Below are 3,757 nucleotides of genomic sequence, written 5' to 3'. Positions count from 1 at the left end.
GCTCATCGATCCTTGTCTTTCGAAGAAACTTGCCGATTCTGGTCACCCGTGGATCGTTGATGCCTGCCCATCTTGGACCATCTTTCTCGGCATCCATTTCCATCGTTCGGAGTTTTAGCAGCTGAAAGTATCTCCCTTTCGCCCCTACCCTCTCTTGCCGATAAAACACTGTCCCTTTCGAGTCCATTTTTATAGCGATAGAAAAAATGACCAGTATCGGCATTGCAGCTGCCAGACCAGCAACAGCCAGAACAATATCAAATAACCTTCGGACCGTAAGATATGTAGCAGATGACAAAGGGACGTTTTCTATATAGAACATTTCTTCATTCGTGGAAATTCCCCTTAAACCTCTTATACCATCGACTTTCAACGACAAAAAACTCCACCTCCAGAATTTTCCTTATCGAAATTTATCACTTTATGTTCACTATGGAGAACGTAAGCTTGAAAGTATCTTAACAGATTTTCAATTCGTTAGAAATAGATATATTTTCACCCTTTTTCCATCTTTGTCCAGAACGATTGATCAACCTGTTCCTGCACTTGGGGAGTAGGCTGATATCCCCAAAAAAAATCGTGACTATTGATTCACCATGAAAATCAAGAGTATGTGAACCGGAATATACACGCTTCTTGTTGAAAACTAGGAGGGGTTCCTATTATTCGGCACCATTTTTATTTTTCAAGAATAAGATAGTACAAGCATTAGTTTTAATAGTTTTAGAGTAATGCTAACAAAGGAAAGTAGGGGCAAAAAGATGAATGAAGACATCTATGTAGAAAACTTCAGCGGTGCGAATGACTCCCTTAAAATACAGGCTGCCATTGACTATTCCAGAAACAATAGAGGAAAGAACGTTAAACTGGGAAACAGGGATTATTTAATTACCGCACCAATCGTTATTAAGCAAGGTGTCAAATTACTGTTTGATTATGGAACGCAGTTTATTGTCGAAGGGAACTTCCGGGTATTGGAATTGCAAAAAAACGCTTCACTGGAAGGGGCCTACATTGCCATCAATGACGCGGCATTTGATTCAGAAGTAATTTATTTAAATGGAAAATATAAATATTACAATACATGGAATCGGACACAGATTAGAGATATTAACATTGTCAACTGGCACAGCAGTCACAAAGGTATCGGCGTATCACTTTTTTCCGGCGGTGCCGGCCATGAAATTTCTTTCGTCCATTTTGAAAATATCAAAATAGCCGGAATGAAAATCGGCATGAAACTGGTTGCCAATCGGCCATCTTCCGGGCTTGCCTGGATCAATGCAAACCGGTTTCTCAGCGTGTCACTGGATGATTGCATCGAAATGATCACCATGACCAGCAGCTCTACAATCCCATATGAAATCAGCGGGAACCAGTTCAGGGACCTTCAAATTCAGCCCACACCCATAACCACAAAAGTGTTGAAGGTTAGTGGCCAATTCAACTATTTCGATGGAATGGTTTGGGACGTGTCATCTATCCCCCACAACGGTCCTGTGATTGAATTGACCGCTAACAGTATGGACACCACCCTCACTATTCCCTCCGTACCTGACAACCGGATTATCGATAATGGACAGCGGAATAAGGTTAATCTTTAACAATTAGTTTGCTGGGTATTAATCAAAGTGTAAACTTGTAATCAACAATGGAAATTTAAACAAAGCTAATAAACCCGAACTAATTTGAATTCTTAAATTCAAATTAGTTCGGGTTTTAATTAAACTTAAACACTTTTGTCCCAGGATCTTCATGTAATTAGGTTTGGGATGAAATCTCTTCTGCAAAAAATGAAACTTACATGTAACTCCTGGCTGGATTACAGCCGGTCTGCTTTGGCAAAGTGCCGGCTCACACTGTCAGTATCGTTCGTTCCATTAAGCCGAGGCAGCCTGTCCTCCCAGACTTTAACTCTCTCTTAATTACTTCAAACTCTCCGAAAGCTCTGTAAAAATAACCCCCAGTGCATATGCACCGGCATCCGGATGACCGAGGCTTCTTTCGCCGACTGTACCGGCACGTCCCATCCGGGCAACGATATCCTTGGTTTTTTCGGCTCCCTCTACAGCAGCGGCAGCTCCTTTTTCAAAAGCAGTCTTGAAGTCATCACCGGCTGAGGCACTTTCCGACCAGGAGTCAGCACAAGGGACGAGTGCATCGACGAGTGTTTTATCGCCCACTTCTGCACCTCTGCCAAATGAGCGCTCGCCTGTATTCTGGATTCCCTTGACGGCAGCCTGCAGCATATCTGCAAATTCTTTAACATTTAACTCCATTCGATCTGCCACCGATTTGCCTGCAGCGCGGAATGCGGATCCCCATATCGGACCGGAAGCCCCTCCGCAATATTCCATAATGACCATGGAACTCGCGTCTAAAAAGCGGCCGATCGTCAGGTTATCCTGACTAAGGATGTCTTTCCATTCCCGTTTCAATTGCTTGAACCCTTTGGAGACGCTCATCCCGAAATCTCCGTCCCCTGCATGTGAATCCAATTCACAGAAAGGTACTTCGTTCTTGATGATGATGTCGCTCATTTTATCAGCCAGATAGATGATGTTCTCCAGAGAAGCTTTATCATTTTTGATTACCGCGTGCTCTTCTGGTGTTTCAACTTCAAATGATACGGGTTTCGTTTCTTCCTTCTCCTCAAGATCGATGTATTCGACACCCGGCACCGGTCCGTCCACTCTGAACGCAGGCGCATGACTTTCGCTGGACAGCAATGTTTTTAACTCTTCGTCCAGCTTCATCACGGTCAGGGAGATACCCGCCATATCGATACTGGTCATGTAATTACCGACAAAGGAACGGTTCATATTTATCTTTTTTTCAGACAGAATCCGGGTTACGGCATTGTTGAATAGATAGAGTTCTTGCAATGGCGTGCCCCCAAAGCCATTAACAAGGACAGCGACCTCGGATGAATCACCCTCTTCGATTTTCAGATCTTTCAGCAGGTCGTCCGTCATACGCTTGGCCAATTCATCAGCGGACGCGATCTTTTCCCGTCTTATACCCGGTTCGCCGTGAATCCCGACACCGTATTCGATTTCGTCATCAGCCAATTTGAATGTTGGCGAACCACTGGCTGGAACGGTGCACGAAGTCAATGCGAAGCCAATGCTGCGGACATTTTCAGCTGCCTTTTCCGCCACCGCTTTAACTTCCTTCAAGTCCCTGCCTTCTTCAGCAGCCGCTCCGGCAATTTTATGTACCAGCACAGTTCCGGCTACCCCGCGGCGTCCCACTGTATAAAGGCTGTCTTCCACCGCAATATCATCATCGACTTTGACATATTCAACTTGGATGCCATCCTCGGAAGCCAAGTGAGCCGCATTTTTAAAGTTCATGATGTCCCCGCTGTAATTCTTGATGACCAGCAGAACTCCCTTTTTACCGGCAGTCGCTTTGATCGCCTGATAGACCTGGATCTGCGAAGGTGACGCAAATATGTCGCCGCACACGGCCGCATCAAGCATCCCTTTTCCGACAAGCCCTGCATGTGCAGGCTCATGACCGCTTCCTCCGCCGCTGATCAGGGTTACCTTATTTTCATTCAAGTCCTTTTTCTTCATGACCTTGTACTTTTTCAAAAACTCAAGCTCCGGATGTGCCATCGCCATCCCATTGCACATTTCCACGACCAAGTCTTCAGGTTCATTCATGACTTTCTTCATTTATAAATCCTCCTCCTGTTTGTGATTTCTCAAATTATCTCACTGCCCGTGATAAAACGAAAGCAATTCAATTT

3 protein-coding genes are annotated in these 3,757 nt (G+C 44.7%); 1 reads left to right on the top strand and 2 read right to left on the bottom strand.

Features of this window, described 5'->3' with window-relative positions:
* On the bottom strand, positions 1–379 hold a 379-nt coding region (locus tag HP456_RS21080; RefSeq protein ID WP_172254777.1), incomplete at its 3' end, for a sugar transferase.
* Between the two features lie 382 nt (positions 380–761).
* Between HP456_RS21080 and HP456_RS21075 the strand changes: the two genes are divergently transcribed.
* Entirely contained in the window at positions 762–1,604 is an 843-nt protein-coding gene (locus tag HP456_RS21075) for a hypothetical protein (RefSeq protein ID WP_172254775.1), read from the top strand.
* A 321-nt stretch (positions 1,605–1,925) separates the two neighbouring features.
* Here HP456_RS21075 and dhaK read toward each other — a convergent pair whose 3' ends face one another.
* Positions 1,926–3,683 (bottom strand): dihydroxyacetone kinase subunit DhaK, encoded by a 1,758-nt coding sequence (gene dhaK, locus HP456_RS21070; RefSeq protein ID WP_172254773.1) that lies wholly within the window; start codon positions 3,681–3,683, stop codon positions 1,926–1,928.
* Positions 3,684–3,757 lie beyond the last annotated feature (74 nt).

The organism is Bacillus haikouensis (assembly GCF_013179555.1).
Classification (GTDB): Bacteria; Bacillota; Bacilli; order Bacillales; family Bacillaceae_B; genus Rossellomorea; species Rossellomorea haikouensis_A.
Note: the sequence above shows the minus strand (reverse complement) of the source record. Positions and strands in the feature narration are given on the sequence as shown.